The following is a 23,127-nucleotide window of genomic DNA, read 5'->3' as shown; positions in this document are numbered from 1 at the left end:
TCAGCCGCCGGCGATAGGCGGCCAGACTGCGAGCACTTCGCCTTCACGAAACGTGCGCGCAGCGCGTTCCTCGGGCGGGACAAAGACGCCGTTCACGAGAACCAGGTGCACCAGCCGGGGCGGGATGTTGTACGGCGCGAGCATCGATGAGATGGTCGCGCCCTCGTCGACATCGAGCTGCACGAGGTTGCCGGCGCGCGCGGCCGCGGGGAGGTAGTCGGTGAGCGTGGCGTAGAGCTTGAGCGTGACGCGCATCGAGCGATCAGGAGGCGGCTTGCGCGCGGGCGAGGTAGGCCTCCATGAGACGCGTCGGATCGGCGAGCAGCTTTTGCTTCCATTCGCCCAACGCAACGCGTCCCTGGATCAGCCCGCGGATCACGCCGACATGCTCCGTGAGTCCCAGGCTCGTGGCGCCGATGAGGCGATCGCCCGCGAACTCCAGGCGCAGGTAGCGGAAGGCGCCGTCGTCGCGCAGTTCCACCGAAGCGCCGCTCTCGGAGGCGGGCACACCCTGCCACTGGCCGAACGAGGAGGCCACGAGCCCGAGCGTGTCGAGGACGTTCATCGCGAGCGCGCCGGGCGAAACCGCGTCGCGGCCCGCCATGTTGTGCGCGGCGATTCGCGCCTGGTCCGCGGCCGTGGGCTGGATCGCGTAGGCGATTTTGCGGCCGGTATCGAATTCGGGCGCCCGGGCCACGTCCCCGGCGGCGTAGATTCCCGCCACGCTGGATTGCATGTGCTCGTCAACGAGGACGCCCTGTTCGCAATCGACGCCGCTTCCAGCCAGGAACTCCGTGTTGGGCGTGACTCCCGTGGCCGAGATGAGGAGATCGGCTTCGATCTTCTGCCCGGAATCGAGCGTGGCCGTGAGCGCAGCGCCCCGCTGCGCGATCGACGTCACGCGGGCCTTCGTGATCACGTTGATGCCTTTGCCTTCGCACCACGCCCTGATCAGGGCGCTCGCGCCCGGCGTCATCATGCGCGGCACCATCCGCTCGCCCATTTCCACCACGGTGAGATCGGCCCCGCGCGCGGCCAGCGCTTCCATGATGATGCAGCCGATGAAACCCGCGCCCATCTGCAGCACGCGGCTGCCTTTTTGCGCGCGCGCCATGATCGCCCGCGCATCCTCGAGGGTCCAGCACGGGCTCACGCCCGGCAGCTCGATGCCGGGGATCGGCGGCCGGTTGGGATGCGAGCCCGTGGCGATGAGGAGGCGGTCCCACGCAATCACGTCGCCGGTTTCGAGCGTGAGCACCCTGCGCCCCGTTTCCACGGATCGCGCGCGGCCGGTCTTCAGCTCGATCCCCAGGCGAGCGAAATGGCCCGCGTCCTTGCGCAGCCACGTCCCCGGTTCCTCGATGTCGCCCATGAGGAGATACGGAATGGCCATGCGCGAGTAGGGCGGCCCTGCCTCATCGCCGAGCAGCGTGACAGTGTCGGCGGGGGCGAGTTTGCGCAGCGTCTCGGCGGCGATCACGCCCGCCGGGCCGTTGCCGACGATCAGGTGCTTCACTTGAGCGGGGCCGTTCCCAGGCGCTTGCGCGTCTGCGCGCTCGGGATGCCCTCGGCGTTCCAGCCGCGAAGCTGGTAGTACTCCGGCAGCATCTTGTCGAGTCCGTTCACCAGGCCTTTGGCCGGCCCGGTCTTCGCGGCCTCGGTCTTCAGGCGCTTGGGCAGGTCGTCGTCCTTCTTCGTGAGCCCGGCGGCGAGGTTGAACTCCTTCTCGAGGTTCCAGATGCGTTCGCCCACGAGGGCCATGTTCTCCATCGACCAGTCGCCCTCGCAGGCCGCCTGCAGTTGCGGACCGACGTCCTGCAGCGTCCAGGCGAAAGACGTGAAAAGGCACAGCCCCGAGGAATCGAACACCGCCGTGGCGTCCTGGAACGCCTTCACCAGCCCGGCCTTGCCCTCGGTGACGAGGGGATCGGTCTTCACGGGAATGCCCAGCACTTCGCTCGCGACCGTATAGCCGCGAAGATGACAGGCGCCGCGGTTCGACGTGGCGTACGCGAGGCCCATGCCCTGGATGCCGCGCGAGTCGTAGGCGGGGAACTCCTGCCCCTTCACGGTCATGGAAAGCTCCGGGTGCCCGTACTTCGCCGTGAGGCGCCTGGAGCCCTGCGCGATTTCCTTGCCGAAGCCCTGGCCCTTGCCGACCTGCTCGGCGAAGAAAGTAAGGGCTTTCGCGGAACCGAACGGGGCCTCGATGCCGAGCTGCTCCTTCTTGAGCACGCCCATCTCGTAGAGCTCCATCACCGCGCCCACCGTCGCGCCGAAGGTGATCGGGTCCCATCCGTCCTCGTTCGCGAGGTAATTCGCGTAGGTGAGGGCCTCGAGGTCGTTCACGCCATTGGCGGCGCCCAGCGCCCAGGCCGCTTCGTACTCGAGCCCGCCCGAGGCACCCCAGTACTGGGGCTTGTTCACCACCGTGTAATGCGTCTCGTCGATCCTGGAAATGCGCCCGCAGGCGATGGTGCAGCCGAAGCAGGCCTGGTTGGTGACGAGGTTCGCCTTCCCGTCGGTCTTGCGCGGCGCGTGCATCGCCTCGGCGGAGATGTCCTTCGCGCCGTCGAACTGCACGTCGCGATGGTTGCGCGTGGGCAGCGCCCCGATTTCGTTGATGACGTTCATCAGCACCTGCGTGCCGAACTTGGGCAGGCCCTGGCCCGTCACGGCGTTGTCCGCCAGGACCTTCTTCGCCGCAGTGGTGGCCTTCATGAACGCCGCGGGATCCTTGATGTTGCCGACGCCCCTGGTGCCGCGAACCGCGATTGCCTTGAGGTTCTTCGAGCCCATCACCGTGCCCACGCCCGAGCGTCCGGCAGCGCGGTGCAGGTCGTTCACGACGGCGGCGTAGAGGCACCCCGTCTCGCCCGCGGCGCCGATGCTGGAGACGCGCACCTGCGGGTCCTGGAAGCGCTTCTTGAGCAGGCCCTCGGTGTCCCAGGTGGACTTGCCCCAGACGTCGGTGGCGTCGAGGAGCTCCGCCTTGTCGTTCTCGATGTGCAGCAGGACGGGCTTCGCGGACTTGCCCTCGATGATGATCATGTCCCAGCCGGCCATCTTCAACTCGGCGCCGAAGTAGCCGCCGGAATTCGAGCAGGCGATGGCGCCCGTGAGCGGGCCCTTGGTGATGACAGAATAACGCCCGCCGGTGGAGGCCATGGTGCCCGTGAGGGGGCCGGTGGCGTAGAGGATCTTGTTGGCGGGGGAGAGCGGATCGACCTTCGCATCGACTTCCGTGGTGAAGTACTTGGTGGCGAGGCCGCGCTGGCCGAGGTAGCCGAGCGCCCATTCCATATTGAGGGGCTCAGGTGTGCACGTGCCCTTGGTCAGGTCAACGCGCAGGATCTTGCGGGTCCAGGACATGGTGGGCTCCTTTCTAGTCGGCGTTGCCGGCGGCAGGCTGGTTGTCGAGCTTGTGCGCCCACTGGCGCATCTTCTCGAGCCCCGTCCAGTCCGCGTCGACGTAGGTGATGGCGCCGGTCGGGCAGGCTTCGGCGCAAGCCGGATTCCCGTCGCACAGGTCGCACTTCTGGACCTTGCCCGTCTCCTGCACGTAGTTCACGGTGCCGAAGGGGCAGGCGATGGTGCAGACCTTGCAGCCCACGCAGACGCTCTCCAGCACGACCTTGGCGCCGGTGGCCGCATCGACCTTGATCGCCTCCACCGGGCAGGCATGCAGGCACCAGGCCTCGTCACATTGGGTGCAGGTGTAGGGCACCTTGCGGCCGGTGTGGTGGAAGTCGAAGACCTTGATGCGCGACTTGGCGGGATTGAAGACCTGGTAGTTCTCGTAAGAGCAGGCCATCTCGCACTGCAGGCACCCGGTGCATTTTGCCGGGTCGATGTGGAGCGATTTCTGCACGATCCCCTCCTCGAGTTATGCGGACATCGGACGGTCGGTGGTTCCTGGCGCGCCCCGGATCGGGCCTTCATGAAGCCTGGGTGGGGCCGGGACATTTCCCGTGGCGGCAGCCCCGCGGGAATGGCGAACCCATTATAGGCACTCGACTTCATATGGCAATGGAGAACGTGGCGCCCGCCGCCGGCGTTTGCCCAGGAGGGCGGGGGGCCGCTAAACTGGTGTTTTTTGCAGCGCAGCAACCCGCCTCGCGCGCCTCACCGCACCCCGGAAACGTCCCCATGTCGCCCGAATTTTCCCGTATCAAGCGCCTGCCGCCCTACGTCTTCAACATCACCAACGAGCTGAAGATGGCCGCCCGCCGGGCCGGCGAGGACATCATCGACCTGTCGATGGGCAACCCCGGACGGCCCCACGCCACGGCACATCGTGGACAAGCTGGTGGAGGTGGCGCAGCGCGAGGACACGCACGGCTACTCCGTCTCCAAGGGCATCCCGCGCCTGCGCCGCGCCATCTGCCAGTGGTACAAGCGCCGCTGGGACGTGGACTTCGACCCGGAAACGGAGGCCATCGTCACCATCGGCTCCAAGGAGGGCCTGGCGCACCTGATGCTCGCCACGCTCGACCGCGGCGACACGGTGCTGGTGCCCAACCCCAGCTATCCCATCCACATCTACGGCGCCATCATCGCGGGCGCGGACATCCGTTCGGTGCGCATGGCGCCCGGGGTCGATTTCTTCGCCGAGCTGGAGCGGGCCATCGGAGAGCTTTTCCCGAAGCCCAAGATGCTCATCATCGGCTTCCCGTCCAACCCGACCGCGCAGTGCGTGGAGCTGGACTTCTTCGAGAAGGTGGTGGCGCTCGCCAAGCAGCACAACATCCTCGTCGTGCACGACCTCGCCTACGCCGACATCACCTTCGATGGCTGGAAGGCGCCCTCGATCATGCAGGTGCCCGGAGCGCGTGACGTGGCCGTGGAATTCTTCACCATGTCGAAGAGCTACAACATGGCCGGCTGGCGCATCGGCTTCATGGTGGGCAACAAGGACCTGGTGAACGCGCTGGCACGCATCAAGAGCTACCACGACTACGGCACCTTCACGCCCCTGCAGGTGGCGGCCATCGCGGCGCTCGAGGGGCCGCAGGAGTGCGTGGAGGAGATCCGGCGCAAGTACCAGAGCCGCCGCGACGCAATGGTGAAGGGCCTGCACGAGGCGGGGTGGATGGTCGAGAATCCCCGCGCCTCGATGTACGTGTGGGCGAAGATCCCGGACAAGTACGCCGGCATGGGTTCGATCGAGTTCGCGAAGAAGCTGCTCAGGGACGCAAAAGTGGCGGTTTCCCCGGGCATCGGCTTCGGCGACTACGGTGACGACCACATCCGCATCGCCCTCATCGAGAACGAGAACCGCACCCGTCAGGCGGTGCGCGGCATCAAGGAGATGCTCAGGAAGGACGGTATCTCGTGAACGTGCTCGCCGTCACCGACGCGAAGGGCCGGATCACGGACCCGGAGCTTCTCGCCGCCGCCGAGCCCGTGCACCGGCAGCTGCGGCCGGACCTGTCCGCGGACTACGCGGGCCGCATGCGCGAGGTGTTCGCGAGCGGCGCCGAGATGGCGGTGGCGGTCACTCGCGGCAAGGTCGTGGGGGTCACCGTCTTTCGCGTGATCGAGAAGACCCACTCCGGCCGGGAGCTCTACTGCGACGACCTCGTGACCGACGAGACGAACCGCTCGAAGGGCGCGGGCCGGGCCATGATCGCCTTCATGGAGCGCATCGGCCGGGAACGCGGCTGCGACCTGTTCGCGCTCGATTCCGGCTGCCAGCGCCAGCAGGCGCACAAGTTCTATTTCCGCGAAGGCCTCGTGGTCGGCTCGTTCCACTTCAGCAAGAAGATCACATGAAACCGATGCGTGTGGGACTGCTGGGCCTGGGGACCGTGGGGAGCGGCACCGTGGAGGTACTGCGCCGCAATCGCGAGGAGATCGCGCGCCGCGCGGGCCGGGAGATCGTGGTCGCGATGGCCACGGCCCGCGACCTGGCCAAGCCGCGGGCCGTGGGCCTTGAAGGCATCGAGCTGGTCGCCGACCCGGCCAGGATCGTGTCCCATCCCGATATCGAGATTGTCGTGGAGCTGATCGGCGGCGAGACGCGGGCGCTGGACCTGGTGATGGCCGCCATCGCCAATGGCAAGCACGTGGTCACCGCCAACAAGGCGATGCTCGCCAAGCACGGCAACGAGATCTTCGCCGCGGCGCACGCGAAGGGCGTGATGGTGGCCTTCGAGGCGGCCGTGGCGGGCGGCGTGCCCATCATCAAGGCGATCCGCGAGGGCCTCACGGCCAACCGCATCGAGTGGGTTGCGGGGATCATCAACGGGACGTGCAACTACATCCTCACGGAGATGCGCGACAAGGGGCTTGCGTTCGACGTCGTGCTCGCGGAAGCGCAGCGCCTGGGTTACGCCGAGGCCGATCCCGCCTTCGACATCGATGGCATCGATGCCGCCCACAAGCTCACGATCCTCTCGGCCATCGCCTTCGGCATCCCGATGCAGTTCTCGAAGGCCTACACGGAGGGGATCGGCAAGCTCACGGCAGCGGACATCAAGTACGCCGAAGGGCTGGGCTATCGCATCAAGCTGCTGGGCATTTCGCGGCGCACCGCGAAGGGGATCGAGCTGCGGGTGCACCCGACGCTGATCCCGGCGCGCCGCCTCATCGCCAACGTCGAAGGCGTGATGAACGCGATCCTGGTGAAGGGCGATGCCGTCGGTCCCACGCTCTATTACGGGCGCGGCGCGGGTTCCGAGGCAACGGCAAGCGCCGTGGTGGCCGATCTCGTCGACGTGACGCGCATGGCGACCGCCGACCCCGAGCACCGCGTGCCGCACCTCGCGTTCCAGCCCGACCGGCTCTCCGACGTGCCGATCCTGCCGATGGAGGACGTGGAGACCGCCTACTACCTGCGCCTGCGCGCGCTCGACCGCCCCGGCGTGCTGGCGGACGTGACGCGCATCTGCGCGGACCGCTCGATTTCCATCGATGCCATCTTCCAGAAGGAGGCGAGCGAGGGCGAGGAGCAGGTCGATGTGGTGTTCCTCACCCACAAGACCCTCGAACGCAACATCAACTCCGCCATCCGGGCCATCGAGGTGCTGCCGACGATTCCGTCGCCCGTGGTGAGGATCCGGTTGGAAGAGCTGCTTTGAGCGTCGCGTCACACCGCCGCGAGTACACCGACGATCAAATGTTCCCCGCCTTGGCAGACAAGTAACCCGACCCCGCGATGAAGTACGTATCCACCCGAGGCCACGCCGCGAACCAGACCTTCACCGAGATCCTTCTCGAGGGCCTCGCCCCCGACGGCGGCCTGGCGGTTCCGGAGCAATGGCCGCGCATCACGCGCGCGAAGCTCGCCGCCATGCGGGACCTGACCTACCCGCAGCTCGCCTTCGAGATCCTGCGCTTCTTCGCCGACGACTTTCCGGGCGCCGAACTGAAGGCGATGGTCGAACGCACCTACACGAAGGAAGTGTTCGGGACGCCCGAGATCACGCCGCTCAAGACCCTCGAGGGCAACTTTCACCTCCTGGCGTGCTCCAACGGACCGACGCTCGCGTTCAAGGACATCGCGATGCAGCTCCTGGGCAACCTCTTCGAGAGCGTGCTCGCGAAGCAGGGGCGGGAGCTGAACATCCTGGGCGCCACCAGCGGCGACACGGGGTCCTCGGCCGAGCACGCCCTCAAGGGCAAGCGCGGCGTGAAGGTCTTCATGCTTTCGCCGCAGGGACGAATGAGTCCCTTCCAGCGCGCCCAGATGTACGGTCTCACGGACGCCAACATTTTCAACATCGCGATCGAGGGCGTGTTCGACGACTGCCAGGACCTCGTGAAGGCGGTGAACGCCGATGCGCACTTCAAGGCCCAGCGCAGCCTGGGCGCGGTGAACTCCATCAACTGGGCGCGCGTCGTGGCCCAGGTGGTGTACTACTTCAAGGGCTACTTCTCGGCCACCCGCTCCAACGACGAGCAGGTTTCCTTCGCGGTGCCCTCGGGCAACTTCGGAAACATCTTCGCGGGCCACGCGGCGAAGCGAATGGGCCTGCCGATCCGCCGCCTCGTGCTCGCGACCAACGAGAACGACGTGCTCGACGAGTTCTTCCGCACCGGCCGCTACCGGCCCCGCAGGACCGCCGAGACGCACGCCACCTCGAGCCCGTCCATGGACATCTCGAAGGCCTCCAACTTCGAGCGCTTCATCTGGGACATGGTGGACCAGGACGGGGAGAAGGTGGCCTGGCTGTGGAACCAGATCGAGGACAAGGGCGGCTTCGACCTGTCCGCGGACCGGGCGTGGGAGAGAATCGAGGAGGATTCCGGTTTCATCTCCGGCCGCAGCCTGCACGCCGACCGCATCGAGACGATCCGCCGGGTAAGGAAGGACTACGGCGTCGTGATCGACCCGCACACCGCCGATGGCGTGCGTATCGCGCATCGTCACCGCGAAGGCCGCTACCCCATGATCTGCATCGAGACGGCTCTCCCGGCCAAGTTCGAGGCCACGATCGTCGAGGCGCTTGGCGAGGTCCCGTCCCGGCCGGCGGGCCTCGTGGGAATCGAGGACCTTCCCCAGCGCTTCGACGTCATGGGCATCGACGCCGAGGCGCTCAAGGCCTACATCGCCGCGCGGACCGAGGCTGCCGGCTGAATCTCTGGAGTTGCGGGTTCTGGTGGGTCAGGCGCTCGAGCTGCCAGCGAGGGAAACAAAGTTGGCCGGGGTTGTTTTTTGGTTTTCGGCCAGGTCAAGGGGCGTCGGGCATCGATACTCGAAATCCTGTCGAAATGTGCGGGACAGCGACTCTGGCCGCACCGTCATCTGGCCGAAAGCCAAAAAAAACCCCGACCAACTTTTTTCCCTCTTTCCGAGTGAGGCGACGTCGGACCTTCAGGATTCGCAGGGAGGGTGGGCGACGTCGGACCTTCAGGATTCGCAGGGAGCCTGGTGCCCAGCGTCATTCGTCCTCGTCCGGGTCCTTCGGCGGACGCCCGTCGTACACCTGGTGGCGGCGCCGCTGCAGCCAGGCATCGCGCGTGAACGAGTACTTGTCGAGCGCGGCCTCGTCCAGCACCTTTTCGGCCTTGAGCAGCGCCGCGCGCACCTGCACGACATCGAGGCCGGTAAGCCCGTAGCGCAGGCCCTGGGGATCGATCCAGCGGTTGTAGAACGTCGGGTCGACGTAGCGGGCCGGCGCGTCGCGAAGCGTCGAGGGGCCGAGGAAGGGGATGATGAAGTAGGGCCCCGAAGGCACACCCCACCAGCCCAGCGTCTGGCCGAAATCCTCGTTGTGCTTTTCGATGCCTCCCGCACTGGCGATGTCGAAGAGGCCCCCCATCCCGAACGAGGTGTTGATGAGCACGCGGCCCATGTCCGCCACGGCCTCCTCGACCTTGCCCTGCAGCAGGTTGTTGAGGCCCGTGGCCACGTCGTTGATGTTGCCGAAGAAGTTGGCGACGGCGGTGCGCGCGAACCCGGGCACGGCGGCCTCGTAGGCGATCGCAACGGGCTTCAGCACGGCATGATCGACCGTCTCGTTGACGGCGTGCATGCTGCGGTTGTAGCCCTCCCAGGGGTCCTTGGGGTTGGGCGGGCCCGAGACGGTGGCGCAGCCCGACGCGATGGCCAGCACGGCCAGAAGGAGGAGCCCTCTCATCACGCGGCTCCGTGGTGCAGGATGCGCAGCGACAGGTCCGCCGCCTTCACGTCCTTCGTGAGCGAACCCACGGAGATGCGATGCACGCCTGTTTCCGCGATCTCGCGCACGGTGGCGAAATCGACGCCGCCGGAGGCTTCCAGTTCCGCCCGGTCGCCCGCGATGTCCACCGCCTCGCGCAGGCGGGGAAGCGTGAAGTTGTCCAGCAGGATGAGCTTCGCGCCGGCCTCCAGCGCCTCGCGAAGCTGGGCGATGGTCTCCACCTCCACCTGCACCAGGGTTCCCGGGGTGGCCACGCGCAGGGCCGCGTGCACGGCGGCCGTCACGCCGCCGGCGGCCGCGATGTGGTTTTCCTTGAGAAGGATGCCGTCGTAGAGCCCGATGCGATGGTTGGCGCCGCCGCCCACTTTCACCGCGTACTTCTGCGCGACGCGAAGGCCGGGCAGGGTCTTGCGGGTGTCCAGGATCTTCGCGCGCGTGCCCTCCACCCGCTTCACGAACACGCGGGTGCGCGTGGCCACGGCCGAGAGGAGCTGCACGAAGTTGAGGGCGGTGCGCTCGGCGGTGAGGATCGCGCGGGCATCCCCTTCCAGCTCGCAAAGGGAAGAGCCGGCCACCACGTCGTCGCCATCCTCGTGATGCCAGAATACCTCCGCCTCCGGATCGAGCAGCTCGACGGTGCGGTTGAACCACTCCGTGCCGCACAGGACGGCGTCCTGGCGGGTCATGAGGCGGGCGTGCACGACCTTGCCCTCGGGCAGGAGGGCGGCCGTGAGGTCGCCGGTGCCGACATCCTCGGCGAGGGCACGGCGGACGTCGGTGGTGATGGATTCTTCGAGGGCGTGGAGGGAATCGGGCATTGGGGCGGGAAAAGGCTTGAAAGAGGCCGGGTTTCCCCCATTTTGAGGGGTGAACCGGAGATTTCTGGGAGAATTCCCGAGGAAATCCGTTGGAAAAAGGATACCACCGATGCGCATCGACAAGCTGACCACCAAATTCCAGCAGGCTCTTGCGGACGCCCAGAGCGCGGCCCTCGCCAACGATTCCGGCTTCATCGAACCGCAGCACCTCCTCCTTGCCCTCCTAAACCAGGAAGACGGGGGCGCCGGCTCGCTCCTGCAACGCGCCGGGGTCAACGTGGCGCCGCTTCGCAAGGCCCTCGAGGAGGCTGTCGCACGCCTTCCCAGGGTAGAAGGTCAGGGTGGGGAAATGTCCCTCTCGCGCGACCTCAACAACCTGCTCAACCTCACCGACAAGGAAGCCACGAAGCGCGGCGACCAGTACATTGCCTCCGAGCTGTTCCTGCTCGTGGCGGCCCAGGACAAGGGCGACACGGGGCGGATCCTGAAGCAGCACGGCGCCACCGCGGCCGCCATCGACACCGCCATCAAGGCCGTGCGGGGCGGCCAGGGCGTCGAGAATCCCGAGGCCGAAGGCAGCCGGGAAGCGCTCAAGAAATACACGCTCGACCTCACCGAACGCGCGCGGCAGGGCAAGCTCGACCCCGTCATCGGCCGCGACGACGAGATCCGCCGCACCATCCAGATCCTGCAGCGCCGCACCAAGAACAACCCCGTGCTCATCGGCGAGCCGGGCGTGGGCAAGACCGCGATCGTGGAAGGCCTGGCCCAGCGCATCGTGAACGGCGAGGTGCCCGAGACGCTCAAGGGCAAGCGCGTGCTCTCGCTCGACATGGCCGCGCTGCTGGCGGGCGCCAAGTACCGCGGCGAGTTCGAGGAGCGCCTGAAGGCCGTCCTCAAGGAGATCGCGCAGGACGAGGGCCGCATCATCGTCTTCATCGACGAGCTGCACACGATGGTGGGCGCCGGCAAGGCCGAGGGCGCCATCGACGCGGGCAACATGCTCAAGCCCGCGCTCGCCCGTGGCGAGATGCACTGCGTGGGCGCGACGACGCTGGACGAATACCGCAAGTACATCGAGAAGGATGCCGCGCTCGAGCGCCGCTTCCAGAAGGTGCTCGTCGACGAGCCCAGCGTGGAATCGACGATCGCGATCCTGCGTGGGCTGAAGGAGAAGTACGAGGTCCACCACGGCGTCGATATCACCGACCCGGCCATCGTCGCCGCGGCCGAACTCTCGCACCGCTACATCACCGACCGTTTCCTGCCCGACAAGGCGATCGACCTGATCGACGAGGCCGCCGCGCGCATCAAGATGGAGATCGACTCCAAGCCCGAGGTGATGGACAAGCTCGACCGGCGGGTCATCCAGCTGAAGATCGAGCGCGAGGCGGTGAAGAAGGAGAAGGACGAGGGCTCCCGCAAGCGCCTGGCGCTGATCGAGGAGCAGATCGGCAAGCTCGAGAAGGAATACGCCGACCTCGAGGAGGTCTGGAGCGCCGAGAAGCATGCGGTGCAGGGCTCCGCGCAGATCAAGGAAGAGATCGAGAGGCTGAAGCTCGCCATGGAGGAAGCCCGCCGCAAGGGCGACTGGGCGCGGATGAGCGAGCTGCAGTACGGCAAGCTTCCCGCCCTCGAGGCGCAGCTGAAGAAGGCCGACAAGGGCCAGGGCGAGCCCCGGCACACGCTCCTTCGCACCGAGGTCGGTGCCGAGGAGATCGCGGAAGTGGTCTCGCGCGCCACCGGCATCCCGGTGTCCAAGATGATGCAGGGGGAGCGCGACAAGCTCGTCACCATGGAGGCGAAGCTGCACGAAAGGGTTGTCGGCCAGGATGAGGCGATCCGGCTGGTCTCGGACGCGATCCGCCGTTCCCGCGCCGGGCTGTCCGATCCGAACCGGCCCTACGGCTCGTTCCTCTTCCTGGGGCCCACGGGTGTCGGGAAGACGGAGCTTTGCAAGGCGCTGGCTTCCTTCCTCTTCGACAGCGAGGACCACCTCATCCGCATCGACATGAGCGAGTTCATGGAGAAGCACTCCGTCGCCCGCCTCATCGGCGCGCCCCCGGGATACGTGGGTTACGAGGAGGGCGGCCACCTCACGGAGCTGGTGCGCCGCAAGCCCTACTCGGTGATCCTCTTCGACGAAGTGGAGAAGGCGCACCCGGACGTGTTCAACGTCCTTCTCCAGGTTCTCGACGACGGGCGCATGACCGACGGGCAGGGCCGGACCGTGGATTTCAAGAACACGGTGATCGTGATGACCTCCAACCTCGGCAGCCAGATGATCCAGCAGATGTCGGGCAGCGACTACGAGGTCGTGAAGCTCGCGGTCATGGGCGAGGTGAAGGCGAACTTCCGTCCCGAGTTCGTGAACCGCATCGACGAGATCGTGGTCTTCCACGCCCTCGACGAGGCGAACATCAGGAGCATCGCGAAGATCCAGTTGCAGTTCCTCAAGGCGCGGCTTGCCAAGCTCGAGCTGGGGCTCGAGGTCTCGGACGCGGCGCTCGCGGAGCTGGCGACGGCCGGCTTCGACCCGGTCTATGGCGCGCGGCCGCTCAAGCGGGCGATCCAGCAGTCGATCGAGAATCCGCTTTCCAGGGAGATCCTCGAAGGGCGATTCGCGGCCGGGGACACAATCGTCGTGGATGCCGGCAAGGGCGGGATCGTGTTCGAGAAAGCGGGGGCGAAAGGCAAGAAGGTCGCGTAGCGCGTGCTGCGCGGCCGGCATATAGGTAAAAGCTTATATCGCCGATCTCCACGATTTATTGGACGGATCCGACGGTCCCTTCCTAGAATTCAAGCCGTTCCCGGGGTTGCTCGATGACGCGCGCGGGAAAGCGCGTCCGGTCCTGATTCCTTCCGCAAGGCCGGAATCGCCCCGGCCGTCCACGACAAGGAGACCATCCATGAATGACGTATTTGCCAAGAACCAGGCAACCTCGGCCGACGAGGCAGCCAAGATCGTCCCGCGCGCGGAGTTCCGTGTATTCGGCCAGGGCGTCATCGAGACGGTCCGTGCCCACATGTACAACGGCAAGACCGTGCTGTTCCAGGCCCGCCGCATGCCGGCCGAAACGTACTTCCTGTCGGTGAATACCGACGAAGCCAACGTGAAGGTGCGCGATGGCCTCCTCGACATCAAGACCAAGGTCGGCGAAACCCCCGAAGGCTACGAGATCTTCCAGCCGCGCGGGAAATTCAAGTTCCCCGTGCCCCGGGCGGACCTGGAGACGATCCTTTCCCACCTCAAGGTGCGACTGGCGCTGGACAAGGACACGTACGGCATCGACGAATTCGTCGCCATGGCACGCAAGCATCCCGAACTGCGGGTCGTGGCCATCGAGAAGATGCGCTACGGCTTTACCGTCGACGGCATCATCTGCGAGTACGCACAGGTGTGGTTCAACGGCGCCTTGCTGGAAACGGCCTGCGCCGAAAGCGAGAACTACGCGGGGATGAAGCAGGTTGTCGACGAACTCGGGATTTCCGGGATGCCGAACACCAACTACCTGCGCGCCGCCAAGCGCGTGGTCGGGCTGGGCTGAGCACCCGGCAGCCTTTCCTCTCCCCATGGCCTGACGTGCATGACAGGCCCGGGCGACATGACGGCGCGAGGTATCGGGAGGCGGCACATGCCCTGGAAAACGGCGATGTCTGCCTTTCCGCCCGCCCGTGGCGATCTCTGGGGCGGGCTCGCCGGCATGCTGGTCGCGCTCCCGGCGGCGATCGCCTTCGGCGTCACCGTCTATTCGGCGATCGATCCATCGTTTGCGGGCCACGGAGCGCTGGCCGGCATCATCGGGGCAATCCTGATCGGACTGGTGGCCTCCTCCCTGGGGGGCACCGAACGCCTCATCAGCGCACCGTGCGCACCGGCTACCGCCGTCCTTTCCGCCTTCGCCATCGAGATGGTGCGGCGCGGCGATGACCCCAGCGTCATCGTTCTCCTGCTGCTCATCGTCGGGGTCCTCGCCGGCCTGATCCAGGTGCTGCTGGGGCTGGCCGGCGTCGGCCAGCTCATCAAGTACATCCCCTATCCGGTGGTCAGCGGCTTCCTGTCCGGCGTCGGACTCATCATCGTCGGCAGCCAGATCCCCAAGGCGCTTGGCGTGCCCGACGGGACCACGTGGTGGCATTCGCTGGCGTCACCGGCACTCTGGGACTGGCGGGCCATGGCGGTCGCCATCGCCACGGCGAGCGTTGCCTTGACGGCGCCGCGATGGACGGCTCGCGTGCCCGGCACCATTCTCGGGATCGCCGCCGGCGTGCTCATGTATTTCGCTCTCGCCATGCACGATCCCCGAATGCTGGTGTTCGACGCAAACACCCTGATCATCGGTCCCCTGGGCGCTCCGGGCGTCGGCTTCGTGGAGTCGGTTGCGGGGCGCTGGCGCGCCATCGGCCAGATGAGCTTCGGGCACGTGGTGGGGTTGCTCGGCAGCGCCGTCACCCTGGCAGCGCTGATGTCGATCGACACGCTCAAGACTTGCGTCGTCCTGGACAAGCTCGCGCACAGCCGCCATGACTCGGATCGCGAGCTGATCGCGCAGGGAGTTGCCAACGTGGCCTCGTCGGCCTGCGGAGGCATCACCGGCGCCGGGACGATAGGGCCGACGCTGGTGGCCCTGAACAGCGGCTCCGTGTCGCGCACGGCGGGGCTGCTCGAGGGCCTGTTCGCGCTGCTCGCCGCACTGATGCTGGGCTCGTTGATCGCGTGGATCCCGGTGGCGTCGCTGGCGGGAATCCTGGTCGTGATCGGCATTCGCATGATCGACCGCGAGCCGCTTCGCTTCCTGCGGTCGCGCGCGACGATGCTCGATTTCATCGTGGTGGCATCGGTCGTCATCGTGACCGTCACCGTCGGCCTCATGGCCGCGTCGGCTGTCGGCGTCGGGATGGCCATGGTCCTGTTCGTCCGCGAGCAGAGCGGCGGGGCCGTCGTGCGCCACAAGATGGAACTGGGCCAGACGTCCTCGACCTGGCATCGTCCCGAAGTGGAGGTGGCGCTGCTCGCCAAGAAGGCTTCCGAGGCGGTCATCTTCGAACTGCAGGGGACGCTCTTCTTCGGCAACACCTACCGGCTCTATTTCGACCTGGAGCACGAGATCCGCACGCGCCGCTTCGTGATCATCGACATGAAGCGCGTGCAGTCCATCGACGTGACCGCGGCCCAGCTCTTCAACCAGATCCGGGACGCCATCCAGGAGCGGGGCGCGAAGCTCCTGCTGAGCGGTGTTCGCAGGAACGGGGCCAATGGCAGCAACCTCGGCAACCTGCTGGACCACATGGGGCTCATCGATCCGGAGAGCAGGACGGTCAGGATATTCCCCGACCTCGACAGCGCCATTGCCCATGTCGAGAAGCGCCTCCTCGGCGAAAGCGAGATCGCGCCGCCGGTTGAGCCTCCGATGCGCCTGCAGGAGATGGAACTGTTCGCGCAATACAAGGACGAGACGCTCAACGACCTCGAGGCCCGGATGTCGGTGCGCAGCTATGCCGCGGGAGAGACGATCTATTCCCGCGGATCGGCGGGCGACGAACTCTACTGGGTTCGCAGCGGCGCGGTGCGCCTCGTGGCGTCGTTCGGGGAAAAGGGGGCGAAGCAGGTGGCCGGCTTCGGGCGCGGCGATTTCTTCGGCGGGCTGGCCTTCCTCGACAACGAGCCGCGGCCCAACGATGCCGTTGCCGTCACACCGACGCAGGTCTACGTGCTGACCCGGGAGAACTTCAACGAAATCGCCAGCCTGCACAAGAAGCTGGCCTTCAACCTGGCGTCCGCCATGGCGCGCACGCTGGCCATGCGCCTCAGGCGCACCGAGATGAAGCTGACCGCGCTCCAGGAATACTGAAGTCGGGCGCTCAATGCGCTGCGGGTGGCGCGGCGCCCGCGGCGTTCATCCGGATCGTGATGTACTGGACGAACGCTGTCGTGGGCTTCGAGAAGGGCCTGCTGTGATGCCAGCACAGCGAGATCTGCCGCTCCAGCTTGAGGCCCTTTACGGGCACGGACTTGAGGCGTCCATCCTCCAGCTCGTGAAGGACGGTGCATCGCGACACGATGGCGATCCCCAGGCCGGCTTCCACGGCCCGCTTCACCGCGCCGACGTTCCCGAGTTCCAGGACCGAGTTGAGCGCGAGGCCCTTGGCGGCGAGCTGCTCGAAAATGCTAGCCGAACTTGCGGAGTCCTTGCGCGGAAGCATGAAGGGCATCTGCGCGAGGCTTTCGGGCCGCAGGCTCTTCATCTGGGCGAAGGCGTGATTGCTCGGCACGATGACGATCAGTTCGTCGCGCATGATCGGCTTGACGGCGATGCGCTCGTCGTGGATCGGCGTGCCCTCGCCGATGATGGCGACGTCCAGCTCGTTGCGCACGAGCAGGTCCACGATCTGCCGCGCGGATTCGACGCGAACAGACAGGTCGACTTCCGGATATTTCTGCCGGAATCCGGCCAGCAGCTCGGGCAGCAGGTATCCGCCGACGATCTGGCTCGCGCCGATGCAAAGGCTTCCGGCCTTCAGCTCGCCCAGGTCGCGCAATTCCCGCTGCAGCTCGGCCACGCGCTCGAGGATCTCCCCGGCCGCCTTGAGCACGGCGTGTCCGGGTGCCGCCAGGCTGATCTTCTTGCCGACCCGATCGAACACCTTGACCTTGAGCGCCGTCTCGAGCGCGACCACTTGGGCGCTGACGGCAGGCTGCGTGAGGTGCAGTTCCTGCGCGGCCCGGGAAAAGCTGTTCAGGCGGGCCACGGTCTGGAAGGTCTTCAGTTGGGAGAGCGTCAGCATGCGTTCGGCCTCGGGGAAGCGCTACGCGCTTTCGGGTGTTGCGGGTCCATATAGGTAAAACATTATATGGGCGATCCCCATGATTGATTGGACGCTCTGCCGGGGCAATCCCAGAATTTGACCAGCAAATGGGTAAACCGTGAAATTTTCGATTGGGAGATGAGAATGGGTAAGCCTCGGCAATTTCGTGCACGTGTCCTGGCAACGATGGTTTGTGCAGCATTGGGTGGGGCGTTCGTGTCGGCGCCGGCCTTGGCATCCGAGGCCGACGTCCTGAACAAGATCGAAGCCCTGCAGAAGGAGATCGACGCGCTGAAGGCGCAGGTGCAGAAGGTGCAGGCCGAGCAGAAGGCGCCCGCGCCCGCGGCCACCGGCGCGCCGCTGACGCAGAATGAAGTCGCGACGTGGAGGAAGTGGTTCGCCGCCGTGCCCACGGGCGAGGCGCCGGCCACCAGTGCGCGCACGGGCGCCACGATCTACGGCCGGTTCGACCTCGGGTATGAATCCAACTACGACGGCGCCATCTCCCGCAAGGTCCTCAACAGCTATTCGTCGCGAATCGGCTTCAAGGGAACGCGAATCCTCACCGAAGACCTTACGGGCGTCATGCAGATCGAGACCGGCGTTGCCCCGGACGACAACGCCAACAGTGGCACGTGGGGCAGCCGCGAGACTTATGCGGGCATCAGGAGCGGCACGTTCGGCACCACCCGGGTCGGCAAGATCGATTCCCCCTTCAAGGACCTGGAAGGCTACGGCTCCCCGATGTGGGGCAGCGGCGAGCAGATGGAAGTCATCGTTCACGGCAAGGGCACGGCGGTCGCCTCCGGCTCGACCTGGGCCAACTTCCACACCCGCTACACCAATGTCATCCAATACGGCACGCCCGTGTGGGCCAACACCCAGGCGCGTCTCGCCTACCAGACCGATGAGGTCAATGGCGCACCCGGCACGGTGAAGAAGCCGTCCTGGGCCGGCTCGGTCGATTGGGACAACGGCGCGTGGGAGGCCGGGTTCGCCTACCAGAACACGAACAACTTCAACGGCATGGGCAAGGACCTGTGGGGCTACAAGTTCTCGGCCGGCGGGAAGTTGGGCGATGCGACCCTCGGCTTCCTGTGGAGCCGTCTCGACAACGACGTGGGCAAGTCGACCGACAACTGGAGCCTGGCCGGAACCTACAAGGTGGCTCCGAAAATCGTCCTGAAGGCATCCTATGCGGCCTCGAGCGAGACCGCGAACGGAGCCAACGACGGCATCAAGATGGTCGCTCTCGAGGCCGACTACCTGCTCGACAAGCACACCGCGCTCTACGCGTACTACTCCAAGATCACGAACGACGCCCTCGCCCGCGGCCGGTTCGCGGCAGGCGAGAACACCTACTCGCCGGCGGCCGGTCTCGACCCGAGCGTCTTCGCGATCGCGATCCGCTACAACTTCTGAGGCGACCGACACGACGGTCCGGCCCGGTGATGCAAGCGATGCCCGGGCCGGGCCGATCGACGAGGACGCCGCAATACTGGAGAAAGAACCATGGACAAGAAACTGCTGGCCCGGATCCTGACCGGGATGATTGCCGCTGCACTGCTCGCGGCACCGGCGACCCCGATCCTCGCGAAGGAGTCGCCCAAGGCGCTCTACGCGACGACCATCGAGAAGTACCCCTCGCCGAAGCTGGCCGACGTGGAGGGCCGCGAATACAAGGTCCTTTTCGAGGCCTCCCGCCTGAACCCCGACGTGAGCGCCACCTACAAGGATCTCTGGGGCAAGGTCAAGGCCGCGGCGGCGAAACAGGGCTTCACGATCAAGGAGAAGGAAAAGAACCCTCTCGCCATCGAGCTGGCGACCAAGGAGTACTTCGACACGAAGGACCAGGCCCTGTGGGGCAAGGGCTACCTGATCCGCATCACGATGCGCTACAAGGACGGCAAGCCGGGCGATAAGGCCACCGTCACGGTGAAGAGCGTCTTCGAGAACGCGGAGCGCTCTCTCGCGGCACCACTCGCCGTCATCGGCGTCGAGAAGGTCAAGACCGAGGCAGAGGAAAACGTCGGCTACGGCCCCGACGGAACGCTGCGCGGCTACGTCGAGAAGGGATCGAGCTTCAGCGTCCCGCTCGCCTCCGTGGGCAAGTTCACGCTGGGCGACTTCGGCAAGTACGTGCCGGAACTGCTCGAGCTCGGCCTGCCGGCCGACACGGCGCTCGTCTCCACCAAGGCCTACACCTACCGGATCCGCCCGGGGGCCGTGGTGATCGCGGGCACGGCGCCCTGCGGCATTTCCATGGAGGCCTGGAGCCGCACTGAAGGCGGCACCCCCTTCGTGTACGACTTCTCGTTCGGCTACAGCGACCTCGACTTCTACACCTCCGCCGAAACGCACGCCTCCGGCGAGCGGTTCATGGAGAAGGTCGTCAAGGGCGAGCTCGCCGCGCTCATCGCACCCGACAGCGGCAAGTGGGGCGGATCCAAGGTCCGCCTGTTGATGAACCGGCCGGTCACCATGGCCGCCGCAGCCGCCCCGGCCGCGGCCCCGGCGAAAGCCGCCGGTCCGAAGGCGCCCGTCACCTTCATCACCTCGCCCACGCCACCCGTCGACCCGCTCGACGCGAAGTACGGTGTCGCCTCGCCGCCCGCCTACATCAAGCACTACGAGGCGGACAAGACGGGCAAGGTCATGCTGACCCCCTACCTCCAGGTCGGGTCGAAGGACTTCCCGGCGGTCCTGGTGGTCAAGGAAGCGCCCTACAACTGGGTCATCGACGTCGGCGGGAACGTGTCGATCACTCCGGAGGCCGCCCACCCGTACGGACGCACATACCCGAAGGGTTTCTTCCGCCCCGAGGATCAGTCCAAGCGCAAGCCCGGCACGCGTGAGAACTTCGGTCACGTCTCGATCCTCGCCGGCATGCCCGGGCGGATCAGCGGCGAGATCAACTACGACAAGGATACCGACACCTGGGTCATCAACAACAAGTCGGGGCGCTACAGCAAGCACAACTTCGACCGCTCGCCGGAGCAACTGGTCAATGCCGCCACGCTCATTCGAGAGGTGGTGGATCCGGGCAAGACGCCCTGGGGCCAGGTGTTCTTCCTGATCGAGTATTCCTCCCAGGAAATGCGGACCGCCTTGATGCAGAGCCCGAAGGTCCAGTACGACGACCCGGCGAAGAAGTCGCGCCCGCACCTCGTCGTGATGGAAGGCGGGGTGACCACCTTCAAGCCGGAGGAAATGCCGAAGATCGCGGCCCCGGCCTCCGCCGCTGCTTCCGCGGCGCCGGCCGCATCGGCGGCCACCGCGCCGGCGAAGCCCGCCAAGGTCAAGAAGGCGAAGGCCGCGCAGAACGACGATCCGTCCTGAGCACGCCGACCACTGCCACGAAGAATCGAGGAATCCGACCATGAACACGAAACGAATCGCACTCCAGGCCTGCCTCGCCCTCGCGCTGGGCTGGACCCTGGCGCCCGCGCCGGCCGCTGCCCAGGGCATCGCCACCGACCAGGTCTCGGTGCTCCGCGGGGAGAAGAACTACCTGACCGGCTATGACCCGATCAACCGCGACGGCACCTACAACGTGGTGATCGAGATCCCCGCCGGCACCACGGCCAAGTACGAGACGAACAGCCAGACGGGCATGCTCGAGCTCGAGCAGAAGAACGGCGCCCCGCGCTACGTGCAGTACCTGGGCTATCCCGTCAACTACGGCGCCATTCCGCGGTCCGTCATGCTGAAGTCCAAGGGCGGCGACGGCGACAGCGTCGACGTGCTCGTGCTGGGACAGGCGGTGCCGCGCGGTTCCGTGGTGCGCGGGCGCGCAATCGGCGTGCTGAGCCTCATCGACACGGGCGAGGTGGACGACAAGGCCATCATCGTGATGGAGAACTCTGCCTTTGCGAAGGTGAAGAGCATCGCCGACCTCGAAACGAAGTTTCCGGGCGTGGCGACCATCCTGCAGACCTGGTTCACTTCCTACAAGGGCTACGGCAAGGACGGCAAACTGATGCTCTCCTCGTCCGGGTTCAAGGATCGCGCCGCCGCCATCAAGCTGATCGGCGACGCCATCCTCGACTACGAGATGACCGTCGTCACCGAGGCGGACAAGCGGCCGCTGGACCCGAAGGGCAACCCGTACCTGTACCGCTCGCCGCTCGCCAAGAACATCGGCGAATAGGGCCCGATTGGAAGGTCCCCCGGGCACTCCCAACCGGGGGGGGGTGGTTACCGTGCGCGCGCCCGAGGCCGAACTGGCGCGCGCACGGAACGCCCGCAAGGCGCCCGAAGGATTGTTCACACGCCCGAATTCGGTGCCTTCGCATTTCCGAACTCGTCTTCTGACAGGAGAAATGTCTCATGAAACGATTCACTTCATGGCTGCTTGCAGCCGCACTGTCCCTCGCCTGGGGCGTTGTTGTCGCGGCGGCCGAGCCGGTCCTGGTGGTCGGACACAAGAATCCGGACACAGATTCCATTGCGACAGTCATTGCCGTGGCTCACCTGAAATCGCAGCAGGGGATCCCGGCGATTCCGATCGCCCAGGGAGTGCCGAACCTGGAGACCAGGTATGTGCTGGACTACTTCCAGCTGGCCGCGCCTCCCGTGCAGACGAGCGTGGCCGGACGCAAGGTGTATCTGGTCGATCACTCGGACTATCCGCAGGCGCCCGATGACATCCGCAAGGCCGAGGTGGTGGGGCTTGGTCGACCATCACAAGCTCGGTGGCCTGTCTACCGAAAAGCCCATCGAGGCCTATGTGTTCCCGGTCGGATGCGCCGCAACCATCGCTACCCGGATGTACGCCGCCGCCGGTGTGGCCATTCCCAAGCCCATTGCGGGTGGCATGCTCGGCGCCATCATTTCGGACACGATGTTGTTCAAGTCTCCCACGACCACGCAGGAGGACCGCGATGCTGCTGCCAAGCTGGCCGAAATCGCGGGTGTCGAGGATATCCGGGCCTTCGGACTGAAGCAGTTCGAGGTCAAGTCCGCGATCAAGGGCCTGCCGGCGACGAAGCTCCTGATGCAGGATTTCAAGACTTTCAACATGAATGGCCGCAAGGTCGGCGTGGCGCAGCTGGAGTTGATGGACCTTTCAATCGTCACGCCCATGAAGGACGAGTTCCTCAAGGCAATGGTGGAGCTGAAGGGCCAGGGCTACCACACCGTCCTCCTGATGCTGACCGACATACTGAAAGAAGGAACGGACCTTCTGGTCGTCTCGGACGACATCACCGTTGTCGAGTCTGCGTTTGGATTGAAGGGGCTTGAAAGTTCGAAGTGGCTCCCGGGTGTCGTAAGCCGGAAGAAGCAGGTGATTCCGGGTCTCGAAGGCTTGCAGGTAGCTCGGGTCCGCCGCCCCCCCCCCGGCGGGCGCAAACGCCGCGACGGAAACCTCACCTTGGAAGGAGAACCGCATGGGCAAGGAAATCGAACGCAAGTATCTCGTGGATCTTTCGAAGTGGACGCCGCAGGACGCCGGCATTCACTTCAAGCAAGGCTATCTCAATGCGCAGAAGGAGCGCGTGGTGCGCGTGCGCATCGAAGGCACGCAGGCTAAACTCACCATCAAGGGCGTGAGCGTCGGCGTGACGCGCTCGGAGTTCGAGTACGCCATACCCGTCGAGGACGCCGCGGTCCTCCTGGACAACCTGTGCGAGAAGCCGTTGATCGACAAGCATCGCCACAAGGAAGTGCACGGCGGCAAGACCTGGGAGATCGACGTCTTCCACGGCGACAACGAAGGCCTGGTGGTCGCCGAGATCGAACTCGGGTCGGAGGACGAGAAGTTTCCCGTCCCGGACTGGGCGGTCAGGGAAGTGTCGAGCGACTCGCGTTACTTCAACTCGAACCTGCTGAAGAACCCCTACAGGAACTGGCCCAAGGCCTGACCTGCCAGAATG

At 66.0% G+C, this 23,127-nt stretch carries 17 protein-coding genes and 2 pseudogenes; 12 read left to right on the top strand and 7 right to left on the bottom strand.

Annotation, left to right across the window (positions count from 1 at the left end):
• The 4 genes from IPP91_03580 to IPP91_03565 are packed head-to-tail and all read right to left on the bottom strand — an operon-like array spanning position 1 to position 3,871.
• Positions 1-255 (bottom strand): MoaD/ThiS family protein, encoded by a 255-nt coding sequence (locus IPP91_03580; GenBank protein ID MBL0141150.1) that lies wholly within the window; start codon positions 253-255, stop codon positions 1-3.
• Positions 256-262: 7 nt separating this feature from the next.
• Complete coding sequence (locus IPP91_03575) at positions 263-1,516, bottom strand: NAD(P)/FAD-dependent oxidoreductase (GenBank protein ID MBL0141149.1); 1,254 nt, start codon at positions 1,514-1,516, stop codon at positions 263-265.
• Entirely contained in the window at positions 1,513-3,372 is a 1,860-nt protein-coding gene (locus IPP91_03570; protein ID MBL0141148.1) for an aldehyde ferredoxin oxidoreductase family protein, read from the bottom strand. The genes IPP91_03575 and IPP91_03570 overlap by 4 nt, the downstream gene beginning before the upstream one ends.
• A 13-nt stretch (positions 3,373-3,385) precedes the next feature.
• Positions 3,386-3,871: a 4Fe-4S dicluster domain-containing protein gene (locus tag IPP91_03565; protein ID MBL0141147.1), complete on the bottom strand. Its 486-nt coding sequence runs from the start codon at positions 3,869-3,871 to the stop codon at positions 3,386-3,388.
• A 278-nt stretch (positions 3,872-4,149) separates the two neighbouring features.
• Here IPP91_03565 and alaC point away from each other — a divergent pair.
• From alaC to IPP91_03545, 4 genes and pseudogenes are all read left to right on the top strand, one after another.
• Positions 4,150-5,338, top strand: a pseudogene (gene alaC / locus IPP91_03560) (alanine transaminase).
• Complete coding sequence (locus tag IPP91_03555) at positions 5,335-5,775, top strand: GNAT family N-acetyltransferase (GenBank protein ID MBL0141146.1); 441 nt, start codon at positions 5,335-5,337, stop codon at positions 5,773-5,775. Before alaC ends, IPP91_03555 begins: the two are co-directional and overlap by 4 nt.
• Positions 5,772-7,082, top strand: a complete 1,311-nt coding sequence (locus IPP91_03550; protein MBL0141145.1) for a homoserine dehydrogenase — start codon at positions 5,772-5,774, stop codon at positions 7,080-7,082. The genes IPP91_03555 and IPP91_03550 overlap by 4 nt, the downstream gene beginning before the upstream one ends.
• A gap of 77 nt (positions 7,083-7,159) precedes the next feature.
• The gene (locus IPP91_03545; protein ID MBL0141144.1) at positions 7,160-8,581 is read left to right on the top strand and encodes a threonine synthase; all 1,422 of its coding nucleotides are present in this window, start codon (positions 7,160-7,162) and stop codon (positions 8,579-8,581) included.
• 304 nt (positions 8,582-8,885) lie between these two features.
• On the opposite strand, the gene IPP91_03540 is transcribed toward IPP91_03545, so the two are convergent.
• Positions 8,886-9,584 (bottom strand): VacJ family lipoprotein, encoded by a 699-nt coding sequence (locus IPP91_03540; GenBank protein MBL0141143.1) that lies wholly within the window; start codon positions 9,582-9,584, stop codon positions 8,886-8,888.
• Positions 9,584-10,444: a carboxylating nicotinate-nucleotide diphosphorylase gene (locus IPP91_03535; protein ID MBL0141142.1), complete on the bottom strand. Its 861-nt coding sequence runs from the start codon at positions 10,442-10,444 to the stop codon at positions 9,584-9,586. Before IPP91_03535 ends, IPP91_03540 begins: the two co-directional genes overlap by 1 nt.
• A 109-nt stretch (positions 10,445-10,553) precedes the next feature.
• Here IPP91_03535 and clpB point away from each other — a divergent pair, with 109 nt between their 5' ends.
• The 3 genes from clpB to IPP91_03520 all read left to right on the top strand — a co-directional run bounded on the left by clpB (position 10,554) and on the right by IPP91_03520 (position 16,296).
• Positions 10,554-13,154: an ATP-dependent chaperone ClpB gene (gene clpB, locus IPP91_03530; protein MBL0141141.1), complete on the top strand. Its 2,601-nt coding sequence runs from the start codon at positions 10,554-10,556 to the stop codon at positions 13,152-13,154.
• Positions 13,155-13,353: 199 nt separating this feature from the next.
• Entirely contained in the window at positions 13,354-13,992 is a 639-nt protein-coding gene (locus IPP91_03525; protein MBL0141140.1) for a hypothetical protein, read from the top strand.
• A gap of 105 nt (positions 13,993-14,097) precedes the next feature.
• Positions 14,098-16,296: a cyclic nucleotide-binding domain-containing protein gene (locus tag IPP91_03520; protein ID MBL0141139.1), complete on the top strand. Its 2,199-nt coding sequence runs from the start codon at positions 14,098-14,100 to the stop codon at positions 16,294-16,296.
• 10 nt (positions 16,297-16,306) lie between these two features.
• Here IPP91_03520 and IPP91_03515 read toward each other — a convergent pair whose 3' ends face one another.
• Positions 16,307-17,230 (bottom strand): LysR family transcriptional regulator, encoded by a 924-nt coding sequence (locus IPP91_03515; protein MBL0141138.1) that lies wholly within the window; start codon positions 17,228-17,230, stop codon positions 16,307-16,309.
• 252 nt (positions 17,231-17,482) lie between these two features.
• Between IPP91_03515 and IPP91_03510 the strand changes: the two genes are divergently transcribed.
• From IPP91_03510 to IPP91_03490, 5 genes and pseudogenes are all read left to right on the top strand, one after another.
• Positions 17,483-18,673, top strand: a complete 1,191-nt coding sequence (locus IPP91_03510; GenBank protein ID MBL0141137.1) for a porin — start codon at positions 17,483-17,485, stop codon at positions 18,671-18,673.
• A 90-nt stretch (positions 18,674-18,763) separates the two neighbouring features.
• Positions 18,764-20,590, top strand: coding sequence for a hypothetical protein (locus IPP91_03505; GenBank protein MBL0141136.1), 1,827 nt, complete (start codon positions 18,764-18,766; stop codon positions 20,588-20,590).
• A 40-nt stretch (positions 20,591-20,630) separates the two neighbouring features.
• Positions 20,631-21,401: an inorganic diphosphatase gene (locus IPP91_03500; protein ID MBL0141135.1), complete on the top strand. Its 771-nt coding sequence runs from the start codon at positions 20,631-20,633 to the stop codon at positions 21,399-21,401.
• A 179-nt stretch (positions 21,402-21,580) separates the two neighbouring features.
• Positions 21,581-22,556 (top strand): annotated as a pseudogene (locus IPP91_03495) (manganese-dependent inorganic pyrophosphatase).
• An 85-nt stretch (positions 22,557-22,641) separates the two neighbouring features.
• Positions 22,642-23,115: a CYTH domain-containing protein gene (locus tag IPP91_03490; protein MBL0141134.1), complete on the top strand. Its 474-nt coding sequence runs from the start codon at positions 22,642-22,644 to the stop codon at positions 23,113-23,115.
• Positions 23,116-23,127: the final 12 nt, after the last annotated feature.

The organism is Betaproteobacteria bacterium (assembly GCA_016720855.1).
Lineage (GTDB): Bacteria > Pseudomonadota > Gammaproteobacteria > Burkholderiales > Usitatibacteraceae > FEB-7.
The sequence above is the reverse complement of the archived record's forward strand: the minus strand, read 5'-3'. Positions and strand labels throughout refer to the sequence as shown.

Bases quoted from the DNA above. Each gene is read 5' to 3' on its own strand.
- IPP91_03580 (MBL0141150.1), bottom strand. From the start codon at position 255: ATGCGCGTCACGCTCAAGCTCTACGCCACGCTCACCGACTACCTCCCC.
- IPP91_03545 (MBL0141144.1), top strand. From the start codon at position 7,160: ATGAAGTACGTATCCACCCGAGGCCACGCCGCGAACCAGACCTTCACC.
- IPP91_03500 (MBL0141135.1), top strand. From the start codon at position 20,631: ATGAACACGAAACGAATCGCACTCCAGGCCTGCCTCGCCCTCGCGCTG.
- IPP91_03515 (MBL0141138.1), bottom strand. From the start codon at position 17,230: ATGCTGACGCTCTCCCAACTGAAGACCTTCCAGACCGTGGCCCGCCTG.
- IPP91_03520 (MBL0141139.1), top strand. From the start codon at position 14,098: ATGTCTGCCTTTCCGCCCGCCCGTGGCGATCTCTGGGGCGGGCTCGCC.
- IPP91_03535 (MBL0141142.1), bottom strand. From the start codon at position 10,444: ATGCCCGATTCCCTCCACGCCCTCGAAGAATCCATCACCACCGACGTC.
- IPP91_03525 (MBL0141140.1), top strand. From the start codon at position 13,354: ATGAATGACGTATTTGCCAAGAACCAGGCAACCTCGGCCGACGAGGCA.
- IPP91_03570 (MBL0141148.1), bottom strand. From the start codon at position 3,372: ATGTCCTGGACCCGCAAGATCCTGCGCGTTGACCTGACCAAGGGCACG.
- IPP91_03505 (MBL0141136.1), top strand. From the start codon at position 18,764: ATGGACAAGAAACTGCTGGCCCGGATCCTGACCGGGATGATTGCCGCT.
- clpB (MBL0141141.1), top strand. From the start codon at position 10,554: ATGCGCATCGACAAGCTGACCACCAAATTCCAGCAGGCTCTTGCGGAC.
- IPP91_03550 (MBL0141145.1), top strand. From the start codon at position 5,772: ATGAAACCGATGCGTGTGGGACTGCTGGGCCTGGGGACCGTGGGGAGC.
- IPP91_03490 (MBL0141134.1), top strand. From the start codon at position 22,642: ATGGGCAAGGAAATCGAACGCAAGTATCTCGTGGATCTTTCGAAGTGG.
- IPP91_03540 (MBL0141143.1), bottom strand. From the start codon at position 9,584: ATGAGAGGGCTCCTCCTTCTGGCCGTGCTGGCCATCGCGTCGGGCTGC.